11 protein-coding genes are annotated in these 14,996 nt (G+C 45.2%); 1 reads left to right on the top strand and 10 read right to left on the bottom strand.

Features of this window, described 5'->3' with window-relative positions; translation table 11 throughout:
* Nucleotides 1-452 precede the first annotated feature (452 nt).
* The 7 genes from BMY62_RS06645 to BMY62_RS06620 all read right to left on the bottom strand — a co-directional run bounded on the left by BMY62_RS06645 (nt 453) and on the right by BMY62_RS06620 (nt 7,715).
* On the bottom strand, nt 453-794 hold the full coding sequence (locus tag BMY62_RS06645; protein WP_090657927.1) for an alpha/beta hydrolase: 342 nt from the start codon (nt 792-794) through the stop codon (nt 453-455).
* 148 nt (nt 795-942) lie between these two features.
* Nucleotides 943-1,110 (bottom strand): hypothetical protein, encoded by a 168-nt coding sequence (locus BMY62_RS16085; RefSeq protein WP_177170318.1) that lies wholly within the window; start codon nt 1,108-1,110, stop codon nt 943-945.
* Between the two features lie 40 nt (nt 1,111-1,150).
* The gene (locus BMY62_RS06640) at nt 1,151-2,887 is read right to left on the bottom strand and encodes a patatin-like phospholipase family protein (protein ID WP_090657925.1); all 1,737 of its coding nucleotides are present in this window, start codon (nt 2,885-2,887) and stop codon (nt 1,151-1,153) included.
* 285 nt (nt 2,888-3,172) lie between these two features.
* The gene (locus BMY62_RS06635; RefSeq protein ID WP_256207459.1) at nt 3,173-4,387 is read right to left on the bottom strand and encodes a catalase family protein; all 1,215 of its coding nucleotides are present in this window, start codon (nt 4,385-4,387) and stop codon (nt 3,173-3,175) included.
* The gene (locus tag BMY62_RS06630; protein WP_090657924.1) at nt 4,384-5,898 is read right to left on the bottom strand and encodes a Dyp-type peroxidase; all 1,515 of its coding nucleotides are present in this window, start codon (nt 5,896-5,898) and stop codon (nt 4,384-4,386) included. Before BMY62_RS06630 ends, BMY62_RS06635 begins: the two co-directional genes overlap by 4 nt.
* Nucleotides 5,899-5,911: 13 nt before the next feature.
* A complete protein-coding gene (locus tag BMY62_RS06625; protein ID WP_090657922.1) occupies nt 5,912-7,222 on the bottom strand; it encodes a hypothetical protein in 1,311 nt (436 codons plus the stop codon).
* A gap of 37 nt (nt 7,223-7,259) precedes the next feature.
* Nucleotides 7,260-7,715: a hypothetical protein gene (locus tag BMY62_RS06620; RefSeq protein ID WP_090657920.1), complete on the bottom strand. Its 456-nt coding sequence runs from the start codon at nt 7,713-7,715 to the stop codon at nt 7,260-7,262.
* Between the two features lie 610 nt (nt 7,716-8,325).
* Here BMY62_RS06620 and BMY62_RS06615 point away from each other — a divergent pair.
* Nucleotides 8,326-9,105, top strand: coding sequence for a DUF5995 family protein (locus tag BMY62_RS06615; protein WP_256207458.1), 780 nt, complete (start codon nt 8,326-8,328; stop codon nt 9,103-9,105).
* A gap of 533 nt (nt 9,106-9,638) precedes the next feature.
* Here BMY62_RS06615 and BMY62_RS06610 read toward each other — a convergent pair.
* The 3 genes from BMY62_RS06610 to BMY62_RS06600 all read right to left on the bottom strand — a co-directional run bounded on the left by BMY62_RS06610 (nt 9,639) and on the right by BMY62_RS06600 (nt 14,930).
* Nucleotides 9,639-11,978: a peroxidase family protein gene (locus BMY62_RS06610; protein WP_090657918.1), complete on the bottom strand. Its 2,340-nt coding sequence runs from the start codon at nt 11,976-11,978 to the stop codon at nt 9,639-9,641.
* A 90-nt stretch (nt 11,979-12,068) separates the two neighbouring features.
* Nucleotides 12,069-13,523, bottom strand: a complete 1,455-nt coding sequence (locus BMY62_RS06605; RefSeq protein WP_090657916.1) for an aldehyde dehydrogenase family protein — start codon at nt 13,521-13,523, stop codon at nt 12,069-12,071.
* Nucleotides 13,524-13,562: 39 nt separating this feature from the next.
* Nucleotides 13,563-14,930, bottom strand: a complete 1,368-nt coding sequence (locus BMY62_RS06600; RefSeq protein WP_218142945.1) for a patatin-like phospholipase family protein — start codon at nt 14,928-14,930, stop codon at nt 13,563-13,565.
* Nucleotides 14,931-14,996: the final 66 nt, after the last annotated feature.

Below are 14,996 nucleotides of genomic sequence, written 5' to 3'. Positions count from 1 at the left end.
TAATGTTTTATTTGCATAGACTAAAACATCAGCGTGTGGACAACTATCAGGATTAAAAAACAATAGCTAATTTTTCTTTGAGGGTGAATGCCGTTTGTTCTCTTTGATAACGATCAATCGAGGTTATAGTCTTAACGATATTGTCAAATCACCAACACAAATTAACCTGCTGCTATTGTGACATGAATCTTATAGTATTTACATGGTTTGGTTAAAGTCCACCCTACAAAAAACAGTATAATTTTTTTCGTGCCGCGCCGTGCATACTTTAAGTTATGCGTTAGATAACTTAGTTTACCATAGGGCAGGCAAATAATATTTGCTTAAAGGCAACTGGCGCAGAATGAGACTATATCCTCATTTGTCAGTATTGGTTTTTCGAGTAAGAAATGGATCGTGTGTATGTGACAAGCGCAGGTATTGCTACCGATACATATAAGGGCGCTGCTCTGTTATATAATTTCGCGACCAGTTTGTTTTTTGAAAAAAGACCAAGGCTTTTCCCCCAGGCTGTGTGTCATCATGTCCAGACTGTTTGCTGTTCCTGCCAGTGCTTCAATTAGAAAACGAAAAACACGCGCAATGGAGTTGGATCTTGTTTTTACCTGCCACCATTCCAGCAACTGATCGCCACCAGGCCAGGAATAATTAATCACATAATCATAGATACCGGGAATTATTTTTTTAATCTGGTTTTCTATAATTTGATATGCATCGTAACCTTCAAACTGCTCATTATTATATCCGTGTACCAATATCAAAGTATTTTTGTTCTTTAATCCCAGATTTTCCATTAGGGATTTCCCAATAACGAAAAACCAATCAAATAAAACTTTTGTCGAAATCTCCCGGAAGGAAAACTTACAGATTTAAGCAACTCAAATTTATAGAAACAACTTTATATTCAACAAGTTTCTCTAACGGCTTCCATTAGAAATTTTCCTAACGGGAAATCTGGGTTAATTCTTTTAGTAGGATCAGGAAGTCAGGAAGCAGAATATTGTCACGCAGCGTTTTATCTTTGTTAAAGTCTATTTTCCGAATTATGTGTCCTTTAGCGGAAATTCTGTCCGGATCAATAAAATTTTCTCTTGAGCTTATGATAATCATCTTCAATACTCCCTGTTCATCCTTGCCTTGCCTTGAATTTCTACTCCTTGCGCTGTTTGATAAATTTTTCCCGTTTTCCAGCTTTCAAAAAGACTTTATCAAATGTTACCAGGTGCAGCATGATGAATATCGATCCCAATGCAGGAAGCAGAGCGTGTGCAAGAAACCGCCAGATCGATTTGCGCAAGGAATACAACACTTTCAATCGAGCAAACAGAAACGATAAAATCATGAAAAGAGCGGCCACAGCAATATAAATGAATAAGTCATACCTTGTTTCTATATTCAGTGGCTGATCCAGGTAGGCTTGTATCTGGTCGCCGAACGACCACCAGATAGCGCCACCGATGATAGCTGCAAGCAGCAGGAATAAAGTGATACTTATCATCGGTTTTAAAAAGAACACCTTCAGGAACTGTTTGCTTGAAGTTTTGAGATGCTTGATTAACTCGGGATTGTTGTTGCTGGTCACCAGATCAAACATATATGAGAATCGCCAATTCCCCTGAATCTTTGCCTTCTTTTCTTCAAACTGATACTTGCTCATTAAATAGCCGTCAGCCATCAGTGTATCCGCTTCAATGTCTGAAAATGAATCCAGGTCGGTGCGGATATGAGAAACTGCATCCTGAATCTCCGGATGAACGCCGAAACAGAGAGTCTGGCTCGGCTCAGATGTTATCGGATTGGGTTCGTTGATGTATGCAAAAGTTTTTTTAGTCAGGCCCTGACGCAAATGCATAAAGGTTACTTTGATGTCATTATCATCAAGAATACTTTTTAGTTCCTCTTCCCGTACCCTATCCATCAGGATTTTATTGCTCCGCATTAATACCTGATGTATCTGGGTAGATGGCGCTGTTTCATCACTCATGTGACCAGATGCATCGCTGACTATCATTTCGTCACATTGCCTGTCGATAAGCGCTTGGATACCCTGATTATCGTGTACTCCGCCATCAACAAGCTGGATGCGGCAATCCTCCTGATACAGTTCGCTGACAGACAAAGGGTGAAACAAGGCTGGCACGCAAGCAGAGGCAGCGACTGCATGTCCCAGCTTGGTTTCTCTAGGTCTTTCAGGCATGTCCTCATACGTTTTTGGTCTGCTGAATCGGCAATTTTTGTCGATTTTTGATAAAGCTTTAGACCCTGTTGCATCGGGCTCGCCCATCCGCGATGCTTCAAAGCGCCAGTTATGTCCGCTATTTAATGAAGTGGCATTGATCAGAATTATGGGTAGTTTGCATGCTTCGTTTTCTATTAGTGTGTTTATAATGGGCAGCTGGGAAGCGAAATGCTGGTGGGAAGTTTTATTGAATTCATCGGGATGCGCTGGCCTGCCGCCGGGATTAATCTTCAGGTCGCGCATTTTTATCATTTCACTGCTGACAGGGTTGAGTACCGGGCGGTAAAAAAATTTGTCATAAAGTTCAGCTAAGCGATCGCTCCTCGAATAGCTGGCAAGAGACATTTTGAGATTTTTGAGCGGATTCAGGAATGTCCGCATACGGATATTTTTTTGTACGCCTTCAAGAAATTCGATTTCCAGCTCCTGAACCAGCTGAACCAATTGTTCGTTTGAAGGTGATATATTCGTTTCAAACAGTTTTTTCAGTTTGACGTAATACATGGCGCCTACAATCGAACCACCTGAAACCGTAGAAATGACCTCAACTTGTCTGAGTTTGCCAATTTCCGCCATGCGGGCCAAAACACCAATATGAAAAAAAGCGGCACGGAATCCGCCACCAGAGAGAGCTAAACCAAGTTTCATGATATCCTCCCATTGTTGCTGGAAATATTGCTTTAATTTGTCCGCGTAAACAAGAAACCAGCAACAGCTATTTTCTGATCAAATATGCCGGGGCCGGATTATTGTTGGTCATCTAGTGCATCGGGTTTCCTTTTTGTCGTAACGTGTATCAATTTGGTTGCGTAAAGATTATGTCTAAAAAACGGAATTATTGAATAAGAAATTTTCAAAAATCCGTGTGTAGCGTCTTGATAAGGCGCTGTTAATGGCATTTATATGCATGAGCACTGCGTGTTTGTCTTTAAATTAATCAAATACTTCGTCCCCGGTAGGTTCCAAATGTGTGGTTTCATTCATTTCCTGGCGAAACCGGGACAATTCATAATACATTCTAAATCGTGCACGATTTAGGTTGCCCAAAGGCCGATGTTCGGGCAAACAATGCCATGGGTTCATTTTCAGGCGCTTGGCAAATTCAAACTGCGCTTCGGAATCAAATTTCTGTTTTGGAATATGTACAGTTGCAGCTGGTATAAAAGGTGATAATTTTTCCGGCCAGCGAATCGATCCATCTTCGATCGGCATTAGATGCGGATCAGTTTGCAGTTGAATCATCAAATCAAATTCGACATCTTTTTCAGCTAATGTTTTAACCATGTTATCCCGCAGATAATTAAAGGGAACTTCACCGAAGGGAAGGCCCGGAATGTGTCGTTCAACGTCTTTTGTTTTGGGGATGAATGTGTACATCATGGCCTGGCCTTCACCCAGCAAATACGGCGTGCAGCTCCAGTACCGCTGTCCCAGCGGGTTGTACTGGGTTTCGTTCCACAGGCTCTGCATGAAAAAATCGAGAATATGGGAGTCCATCGGGTTGAGAAAATAATACAATGTCATGTCCCTTAGGCTCCAGTACTGCAGTTTGACATTTTCCCTTGTGTTGGGTGTGACAAATGTTGCGCCACCACTGGTGGTAATCAGGTCCTGTGTGAATTTTTCCTCATCCATAAGCTTTTCGCCAGGGACCCCCATGAGCTTTACCGCCATGCTCATAAAACCGACATCGTTGATGTCGGCGGGTACGTTCGGCCCGGGTCCGGAATAACGCACATAAGCAGGGTAACTGCGCGGTTCCGCAAAAATTCCTTTACGACAATGTTCAGGCAGGTCATCACGTATGGTGACTGTCGCGCGAACAATTCCATGCGTTTTAGTATTGCCGCCGCGTTCATACCCGCCAGGTTTAAAACGCCCGCGCATTTGATCGGACATGAGATCGATAATCTGGTTCAGACTCTCTTCCTCGTCAGGATCGACTCTTTCTTCAGCAATCTTTAACCCCAGATTTTTACGACGCCGGTTCTTTAAGTACTGGATAAATCGGGCTGACGGTTCACGGAAAAGAAAATCCCATTGTTGACGAAACCAGGGCTCAAGCCGACGCTCTATGCGCAACAAAATAATCAGAAAATTATGAATGGCTTTAAGTATACGGCTGACGATAGGGTTTCTGTCCATCATGATGCGCTATCTCTCCCGTTAGTCGGTGTGGCGGCAATGTATTTCAAAGCGCGTAACCCCGGCATAAAAAAATAACCACCGCCGCGTACTGTTACAAATTGCGGCAAATGACAAACTGTTCTCATCGTTCCTGCTGCGTCGGGACGATTAAAATGATCAGTGGATTGACCGTCAATTAATGGTTTTCGGTGCCCTACCAATGGTCCTCTTTCATTCTGTACGCCGCCAAACTTACTATTGACCATCCAAGCATTCTGAACAAACTCAAATTGCCTGGAAATGTTGGCGACCAGACAAATAAACTGTATGCCGCGATCGCCGGCAGGCGCATCAGGCTTTACTGCGTCCTCCGGCGATAATACAGAACCGTAACTGCGTCCCCGGCGTAACAAACGATGAAAGCGGGAGGATGCGATCAAGTCCTCTTCCGGCGCCTGCGCAAAACCGAGTATTTTGATCAGGCGACTGAACAAACCGGTCACACCCGGTGGAAAATCGCCTGTACGCGGATTTGCCCTGCGGATATGTGCGCCAATCGGACAATGATTTCCTTTCGGATCGAGGTCAAAGGTAAAATTATTTCCATGATCTTCAGCTGCAATGCCGGGGATGTGTTCTGCGATCAATGGTGTTCCGTTGCGCTCTCTGCCCACCATGGCGGTAGCGATCTGTTCGCGCCGGTCAGCATCGGATGCCGCTTCTTTGTCAAGGAATCGCCAGAAGCCAGGGACATCCTGGCTTAGCTGCCGTATTACCAGATAAGTTCCATTGCGGCCAAGGTCTTTAAGTCGCGGTTCGTCTTCGGCGTCAGGCAGTTCCGCTGCAAGTCTGTCCTCTTGCGGGTCAATAAGCGGTCGCGGTGTGTAGTGTCCATATTCATTCGGATAGCCCAATACCATTTCGCCTGGCGCCAGCAAATTGGAATAGCGGTCACGTTCATGAATATCCGTGCTTTGTTTCTGCATCCAGTCAATGGTAGGCTGACTGATACCATCCACGAACCCGAACGGTTCAATATCATTAATAGACTGGGTCGGCAGTTGACTCAGTAAATGAAATGCCTCTGCGAAATGTTCTCCTTCGACCGTTGTCCGCCAGTGATCCAGTTCGCCCTGTCTGGCATAAAGCAATAATAAAACATGCGGAACAGCAGTTTCACTGCCTCCCCATTCCCACTTGGACGGTGTGTTGTCGTCTACATCCCCAAGTCGACGCGAGCGGCTTTCATCGCCTGTCATGCCGACAATAAACTCATCCGAGAATCCTTCTATTACGGATTCCCTGAGTTTCAGCGTACGCAGTCCCTCGACGGAAAAAGCAATTTGCAAAGCGGTGTCCGGTAAAGTGTCGGTGGTACTGGCATCAGTGATTGGCGCAGCGCTCAACCACTGTTTGGCAGCATCTACGTCTGCAATATTCAGCAGCAAAAAACAGGTATCGGTTAACTTGCCATGGCCAAAGCGCAGCAGTCCCTGCAAGTCATCAAATTCAAAGTTGCTTGTTTTATTCATTTCACGCCCCTGCTCAAATCAAGCTCAACCATTCGCGGAGTTCTGCATCATTCCATTGCCGGTTTTCTATTCCTTGCCGGATTCGACTGTTACGCGCCAGATCTACGGCAGTTAATCCCGGATAAGCCTTGTACCAGACTTCGGTAGGTATTTGATGTCGCCGTTGCGTGTATTTGAACGGATGTTCCCGTTGCGCACCGTCTTTTATTAACCATGTGGTAGTCGGATAACCGACACCATTGCTGAACAATAGATTTAAACCCCAGCCGACCTTGTTAATAAAATCGTCCATATAGCTTTCATGACTGCCATCATAATTACTGGCGAAAAAGACACGATGGTTGTTATCCACAAATACCCAGCGTGCAAAATGAATAGTTTTAATGCGCGTGAGGTAACCCCGGTTATAAATATGCCTGGCGATATAGTCGGTCAGGAAGACGATAAATCTGAAAGTCAGCAACCGGAAAAGGCCAGGCTTCACATCGCCGAAAACACTGTATTGATTGCTTACATCCCAGTCCTCCTGAACTGTCAGGGTCTTGATGTGTTCGCGACTGGGCCTTATAAAAAGTTCCGGATCCGAACGCTCCAGCATTCGTAACCGTATCGCAAAAAAAGGCGCGATAATCAGGAAAATTGGTGATAAAAGCAACAGTATCAGTGGAACGCCAAACTTGTGCATTAAATTTTTAGTTTTCCAACCGACAGGTGTTGGTTCCGGGGGTGTGAGGGTCAATCTGCCTTTATGCTTTTCCATTTCAACATAAGACAGCAGTTTTTGCCGTAGCGGCCGAATGTTTTCCCGCCCGACTTCATCGACGATTTGTTGTAAATAAGCAGACAAACTCTGATGTAGCGCGGCTTCTTCATGAATTTGTTTGACTGTTCGACCAATCCAGTTGACGTAATTTGCCTGTTGGTCCACATTGTGGCGTTTCATCCATTCCAACAAGTCAGAGCCTTCTTCGGAAAAATCTTCACAATATGAAAATATTTGTTTCAGGCCGGATGCTGCGTGCTCAGCTAGTTGTGCCAGAAATGATTCCTTGTCGCCGTCAATGTCTCCAAGAAAAGCAAGAGTGGGGCGCCATGGTCTCGGGTTGACACCAAATGCAGTGATTTCGTGCGCTGTTTTTGCTTCTATAATGACAAAGCGCGCAAAATGCAGGCGGTCAAATTTGCCAAATGGTACCAGATTGTTTTCAGGATTGGCGTGTCCAGGTATTTCTTCCTGGTTCAATGATGCTAACAGTGTGCGTAAATTTTTAAGCTCCCCAACGCGCACCGTCGCGGTGATCATAAAAGTGGACTGAGGTGTCATGATTGTGTCTCAAGCTGGGCGTTGTTTGTACATAACTCTAATCTACGTTATCGCGAGTCAGGGCAAAATCAAGAACCCGCCATTTTCCCCACCATACTTTGCCTAGATAGACACCAGGTTCTATTTCACGAATTTCGTCGCGGATCGCTTTGGCAACAAATGAAGTTTTGGAATAATCTATAACGATAGTATCCTTGCCATCCAGCCAGCTTTTATCGCGATACACTTTTGCAACTATGAATGACAGGCTGAATGGTGTTATTTTATTGACAAGCAGGCCTGCCTGCGCTCCAGGACAGAAAAGATCGAACACTTTGCCCTGCCATGCAAACAGACGAGCAAATGCGGCGACGATTTTTGAAAATATAGAACCCGCTAATATAGCAGTTCCGTGCGTATCGCCACTCGGGATGTTGCCCGGTTCGGCATTACGATAGATTTCATCAAGCTCCTCACGCGATTTGCCCAACCAGGTTTTTACCGTATTATTCATTTTCGTTACTCCTTCAAAGATTTGAAAATCTACTCAAAAATTATTAACTCCAAGAGAACAAAACGCCTGAACAGCTGAAAAGCTTTTATTTCTTATTTATACGATGATTTTATGAATAACAGAGCCACCTATTTTTTAACAATAACCATGGTAAGGACTTTAGCACAATCCATAAAAAAGGTACAAGAAACATTATCAGTTACAGAGTAAATTTTCCAGGGACATTTATTTTAACTATGTACTTGCCTGGTTGAACAGTACGCCAGGAACCAGGTTACAGTCCCTCCAGACTGGATTTTGTCAGTCAGTCGCATCAACATCTGCTCATCCTTGGGCACCGGTTGCAGTTAACAGTACCGCTCAAACCGTGAGCGCCAAAAACTCAGACCAACGCATCCTCGGTAGTTGATGCTCATATTGTTGCGATGATTCTGACAACGTCCTGATGACTTTGGTGTTGCCAGCAGAACTTCGATATAAATGACTGAAAGTGATTTCCGCGTCATTCCAGTGTCCAGATATTAGCGTTCGCTTCAGAATTTGCTAATAAAGTTTTTTTCAGTATGATGTGAATGCGCTTTATTTCTCTCTGTCAAATAGGTTCGATGCTATGTTTACTACAGCATTTCCAGATTCAATCTCGAAACCGGCATCATCGATAAATGGTGCGATCGAACAGATAAACCATATCATTAGCTGGTCAAAACAAAATAATTCACGCATCGGATATTTTGCGGCGCTATATCGACAGATTCTGGAGCAAACAAAAATTAGCATCGAGCAGAATATGTTTGAAAACGATTTGCGTATAACCCGGCTTACCGTCATATTTGCAAATCGCTATATTCAAGCATGCTTTCAATATTTAACAGGTCAACAGTCGACCCAGTCTTGGTTGGCTGCATTTCAAGAAACTCAACACTGGCGTCCTATTGTATTACAGCATTTATTATTGGGGATGAATGCACACATTAATCTAGATCTTGGAATCGCCGTTGTTGATACTGTTCCAGTCAGTGAATTACCGGATATGAAGAATGATTTTGATAAAATCAATGTGGTATTGGCCAGTCAGGTAGAAGAAGTGCAGCAGAAATTAGCGCGTATCTGGCCATTGCTCCGATTGTTGAATAGTGTTGTTGCAGAAGCGGACGATATCGTTATCAATTTCAGCATGGAAAAAGCGCGGGAAGCAGCCTGGTCGTTTGCAGAATCTCTGGCACCTTTATCAGAAGAACTGCGCGCGCAGGAAATCATGAAAAAAGATCAGGTTGTTGCTATGTTTTCAGAAGTTATATCCCGTCCGGGTTTTGCCAAGTCATTTGCTTGTTTCATGATCCGCTTAGGTGAACGAGGGACTATACGCCAGCATATTGGGGTACTGGAGTAGATGAAATAATCTTCGGGTTCTGCCAAGGATCGTTATGAATTTGGCCGGGTAATAGGGTTGTCTTGTTATTTGCCGACCTGTTCCAAGGCGGGAGATCAAATTTCATGCTGACACAGTCTGTTATACACGATGTATAGTTGCATGTTTCATGTCGTGTTTACATTGCTTCGCGCTATTACAAATCATTTTGCTCGTAATGAGGATCTGTTTGAACGGAGGATCGGCAGAATAAAGTGGTTACAGATACATTAAAATCCTGACCTAGTACTAGTACTCTATCAATATGATATTGCCAAGTACAGCGTTGCCGTGGTGTTATGGAGCAAGGCACAGTACGCGGGAAAGGGTTGTTCCCTTTTCAAGTACTGTAACACGGCTGCAGGACACCACGGTAACGCCCTATGGGTGAGCTTGTCAGCATCCATGGGCTGCGTTGTGTCTTTTGGTAATAGAGCGGCTATTTCCTGCAAGACACGCCTTGCCATGAACACTGACAAGCTCACTGAACCCGGCAATATCATATTGATAGAGTACTAGTACAGGCTGTGCAGCGGATGCCGTTCCGGATCAAGCGGCATTTCCGTATCCCAGGGCTCGAACGCATTATTGATATTCGCCAGTCCGGTCTGGCCAAGTTCAGGATAGTGGCGCAACAATACAGTTTTAAAATCAGTTGTATCAATCCACGCTAGTCCTTCCTGCGTGTACACTTGTGGATTGTAGTCGTCGGTGTAGAAGCGGTCCGCTTGCAGGCGCCGGGTTGCGTTGAGCATGAAAATCTGAAACATGGTTTCGCCAAATCCGAAAGCGGTTGGGCGATGACCTTCAGCCAAAGTGCCTATCATCAGATCCAGCAGCTCTACATCGTTGCCGTACAAACTGCGGATAGTACGGACATGCGCCTTGTTGTCGGTTAAGTCTTCAAATGCGTTAATTGGATTCAATCCGAGCTGGCGGCGAAATTCATTATAACGGGGAACACCACGTTCGCGGGCGCGCAGCAGATCCACTGCCCCGAGATCAAAAAGCGGATTGCCCGGGATACTCATTTCCTGCATGAATTTCGGGTAGTTATTGAGTACCAGTTGTCCGGGATGCATTTTACCAAATGAGTAAAACAAATCTGCCAATGCCATGCGTTGAGTGATTTTGGATGAGCCTGCTTGCCGGGTTTCTGCAATTGATATTGTTTCGACAGGTCTCTGGCCGCTTATGGTACGCAGCGTGAGAGATTCGGGTAATAACGAGTGCATGCGATAGACTTCCACAAATTCCTCGGTGAGCCCGTAAGGAGAATTGTGTTTATCTATGGGATTGCCAACAACGCCGCCCAATTCTGGGTTTCGAACGTTTATATCGGCGACGGTCTTGCGGTTCCGTCTGGATCGGAAAAGATTGGTTAAAATGCCAAACCAGTTCGCGTTGAGTGCAATATCGAGGCAGCGATTCGGCAAAATAGCCGGTGTCCATTCCACAGAATGAATTTTTGCGATAACCGCGGCATTGATCAGGCGTGCCACATTGTATAAACGGTCGTCACTCCATGCGGGATATGCTGATTTGAGATGATCGCAAATAGCGTTATGTTCGCGTACAAACAGATTGTGTAACATAGCAAGGCCAACCCACCAGTTCCGCGTAAAACCTGTTTCTTCGATACCATCGTTATTAATAGGCAGCGTTCCGTCCTTGTTTATGCGCAGCTTTCCTTCCATGCCGCTTCTAAGAAAGTCGGCTGTTTTCTGGTCGCTGCCATAGATTTGCGAACCATCCCACCAATGCGTGACTTCGTTGATAAAGGTAATGGGTGTTTGCTCATTGCCAGCCGTGTGTGTCGGATCGGGCTGCGTCTTGGGAACATACATGTGTGTCTGCCGGTATTTAGTCCGCGCAGGATCGTGTTCAGAAAGTGGAATTTTGTGATATTCCCAAGATACGTTCTCACCGTGGCTGATCCAGTCGTGATTTTGAAATTGAATCCAAGCGGCCGCCAGCAGATTCAAGAAAGGAATTTCCTTCATTGATTCACTGCGTGTCAGTAAAAGCCTGCTGATCTCACGTGGATTCGGAGTCATCAATCTGTCGTCACTTTCGGGAAGGATCGCCGTGTTTGCAACATTGCGTTGAAATCGTGTTCCGGCTGCGCCTTCTTTGGGATCTGCAAGATTGTTCCAGGTGCCATCGGCCGTTCGAAAGTGTGTTACACCGTCGGGCGGTTTCTGATTCTTCGGCTGGAAACCGACAAGTTTGTCGGCAGGATAGGTGGTTCTGAGATTGTTTTTATTGAGGCATTCGCGCATGTAGGCAAGCGTCAAAATTCCCAGAAAAATACCCCGCCGGTACCAGTTAGTCCAGATTCTGTCGCGATAGCCTGCCAGGGTGCCCCATAACAGCGTCATACCGTTCATTATGCCTGTTGCAATAATGCCTATACTATTGCCAAGCATGTATCTTATCCGCTTGATGATAGCTGGCGGGGTGCCTGGCTGCAATGGTTCAGGCAGTTTTTTTTGGGTATTGACTGCCGGTGCCAGCAATGTGTCGCGTTCAAAAAAATGAATTGGTGGAACCGGTCGTTGGATTTCAGCAACCATATTCGCTCGTGCGCGCGCCAGCATGTCGCGCCACTCATCGCTGTCCGGTTGTGTTTTAAGCGCTGCTTCGTAGTATTTTGCAGCCATTTCGTAGGATTCGTTGCGAAAAAAAGCCAGTCCAAGCAATGCGTTTCCACCGCCATCCATTTCTGTTGGATTCAGGTGACGCAGATGTTTCAGCGCTGCTTCGTGCTCACCGGATTCAAGCAAACGAATAGCTTCTGCTAGCAGTGCTTTATACTCGCTGTCATTGGTATTCACATTGCTTATGATAGTCATCGCAAAATAAACCTGACCGCATGATATTAGTCGGTCTACAAGGCATTGTAGCTACTCCCGGCGCTAATAAACAGTACACTGATCTGCCGATCAACTCATATATTTGACAACAGATTTTGCCAGCCATTTTACGAATTTGTTATAGGGCGGCGCCAGTAGTAGTGTAGGTGCAAAGAGATTGCGTACTACAGACCGTTCGTGTGAAAAAGCACGGAAACCGTAAATGCCGTGAGATTTTCCGATACCACTATGGTTTACGCCTCCGAATGGCAAATTGGCATGCAAATAGTGTATCAGACCTGTATTGATGCAGGCGTCGCCGGATGACGTCTCATTCAGAACCTTTTGCGCGAGTTCCTGGTCCTTGGTGAATATATAGAGCGCAAGGGGTTTTTCGTTGGAGTTAATATGATCAATGACTTCGTTGATATCATCAAATACAAGAATTGGAAGAAGGGGTCCGAAGATCTCTTCTTGCATGATTTTGCTTGTCTTGTCTATATTGCTCAATACAGTAGGTGAAATAAAATTCTCGCCATCATCTTGGGTGATGCCGCCAGCGTCTAGCTGAGCACCATGTGCAATGGCGTCATCAGCGAGTCCTTTTATGCGGTTGAAATGATTGTTATTGATAATGCGAGCGTAATCAGGGCTGGCCTGTTGAACATCAGGCGTTTGACCATATGCGCGGTTGATCTCCTGTTTGACTGCTGCGACAAAATCATGTTGCACAGCGTGATGCACATAAACATAATCCGGGGCAATACACGTCTGTCCATTGTTTGTGTACTTGGTAAAAGCCATGGTTTTGGCGGCCTGTTTGATATTGGCGCTTTGGTCAATGATAGTCGGACTTTTGCCGCCGAGCTCCAATGTTACTTTGCTTAAATGTTTGGCTGCTGCTGCCATGACAATTTTGCCGACAGCTGGCGAACCGGTAAAAAAAATATGATTAAAGGGAAGGTCTAATAGTTGCTGGGAGACTGTGGCATCACCTTCAAACAGGGCTATTTCGTTTTCATCAAATAAATCCTCGATCAATTCTCGTAAAAACGCCGACGTATGGGGTGTCATTTCTGATGGTTTTATCATCACGGTATTGCCAGCTGCAATAGCGGATACTAGCGGACATAAGGTCAAATTGACTGGATAATTCCATGGAGAAATAATCAAATTGACACCCATCGGCTCGTAGCGAATGTGGCTGCGTGTGCCGAAAGTAGCTTTGGTGGGCATAACATTTACCGGCTTCATCCATTTTCTCAGATGCTGAATGGCGTGATTTGCTTCCAGTTTGACCGGAAAAATTTCAGTCAGGTCAACCTCGGTTTCCGGTTTTCTGAAATCGTCATAGCAAGCCTTGTATATGGCTTCCCGGCGCGCCAGAACAGCGTCGCGCAGCTTCTTGATTTTGGCGATGCGGTTGTCTGCGGTGCTGGTGCGCAATATCAGCGCATTGGATTTCTGTTTATCAAAAACCCGCTTGATGTTTTCTGTTTGTGCAGGACTGGTGTTTGCCGAGGAATTGATTTGCTGATCCGTCATGTTCACATTGAATATCCTGGTGTTTAGTTCCTGGCGACATTAATCTGGTGCGTCAGGTTGCAGCTTTTGTCTTAGTTTTCGAAAATTGTCAGAATTTTCAAGCAGTTCTTCGCCAGCACGTATTAACTGGTTAACGGCTTCTTCAGGTAGAACGAAGCTGGTGGGTAAACTTTGCAGTTCTTTTTTGATTTTCGGGTCAGGATGAGCCTCGAAATTCAAATCGATAAAAATGGGCTCGATTTCCCGGCTTAGCTGAGGGAAAGGCTGAACCGAAGGACACTCTTGAATCTTGCGGTTGCATTGTGCCAGTGTGTCCTGGGTTTGACGGCGTTGATTGACTAAATCGCGCATTGATTCAATAGTTTCAAAGCTGTAGTTGTCCAATGCGATAGTCGCGGTCTTAAAACCGACTTCTGATATTTCCGGTGGTATATCACTTTTGCTGATTTTGTCCTGGCTTTCAGTGCGGGCATTTGCCACGATAAAAACCAGTTTCTTGATGCCGCTTTTCCTTCCGGCGCTATTAATTCGTTGGCGTATAAAACCACCGCTGCGTCGATATTCGTTTTCAATTGCGCGCATGCCAATATTGTCCGAAAGCCCACCGTCCATCAGATGAATGTAAGGACGTTCACTTTTATTTAGATATTCATAGTGACGGATGGCCCAATGCCATAGACGTCGATTGTAATCGTAATTTTTTAGTCCTTTCGCGATGTCTTCCGGTGTTGAGAATTCCGGAGGCAGTGTGTAATTTTTTAAACTGACGGGGCTGAGTAAGAAAGGAAACGCTGAAGATGCCGAAACAGCACGGGCCACCGGTAGCTTACCAAGATCAGAACCCAGGAAATCGAATTGATTTTGCGTAAATTCGAAAGATTGTCCGCTGACAAGATCGGTCGCATTGATAATAATGAACGGACGTTTTCCCCGCGCAACCAGATCATCAAACGTTTTTCCATCAAAAAGCGTTTCGTTATACAGCTCTGTGGCAAGATCGATACGGTTGAATTTGGGTGAAGCAAGGCGCGGCCAGTTAAGTGGATTCAACGCGCGTGCAAGTAATTCTCCCTGAATATCCCGATTCAGGAAGCGCATACGAAAATCCTGAAAAATGCGCTTGCCAAAAAGACCGAAATAAGCGGCTGTAAATGAACCACCGGATATTCCAGAGATGCAATCCACCTCATCCAGTAAACTGCTTGTTTTGCCTTCCCATTGAATAGGAGTCTTATGAAGTTTTTCTAGAACGCCGTAGGCAAATGCTGCAGCGCGTGTCCCCCCGCCTGAGAAAGCCAGACAGACAAATAAAGAATCGGAGTTTTGTGTATCCGGCGAATCGTCTTCGATGATTTCAGGAAACCGATAGCCTTGGTCCGGCTCATAACTTTCCAAAGGCTGATTCAATATATACGTGGCACAGCCTGAGGACAGCAGACAGAAAATTAAAATCAGCACGATCCGCTGTAACAT

Source organism: Nitrosomonas marina, from assembly GCF_900111605.1.
Lineage (GTDB): Bacteria > Pseudomonadota > Gammaproteobacteria > Burkholderiales > Nitrosomonadaceae > Nitrosomonas > Nitrosomonas marina_A.
Note: the sequence above shows the minus strand (reverse complement) of the source record. Positions and strands in the feature narration are given on the sequence as shown.